Consider the following 231-nt stretch of genomic DNA (forward strand, 5'->3'; position numbering starts at 1 on the left):
CACCGCCACCACGACGCAGATACCGATCGCGATACCCGCGAAGAACCAGCGCTGCCAGCCACCGCTGTCGGCAAGGAAACTAAACGCCGCACCATAGTTGCGGGCATAGTGCAGGTTAAGCGACGGAAACAGCGGGACCGTATCCCCCAGAGCGAAATTCTGGAGGATCAGGAACTTGCTGCCCAAATCACGACTCAGCACCACCACCACCAGCCACAGCCAGCGCAGTCC

1 protein-coding gene is annotated in these 231 nt (G+C 60.6%); it reads right to left on the bottom strand.

Annotated features, from left to right (window positions below; translation table 11 throughout):
* A partial coding sequence (locus tag RTW80_RS31065; RefSeq protein ID WP_312722118.1) for a signal peptidase II occupies positions 1-231 on the bottom strand: 231 nt, incomplete at both ends.

Source organism: Escherichia sp. AM3 (assembly GCF_032029835.1).
GTDB classification, from domain to species: Bacteria; Pseudomonadota; Gammaproteobacteria; order Enterobacterales; family Enterobacteriaceae; genus Escherichia; species Escherichia coli.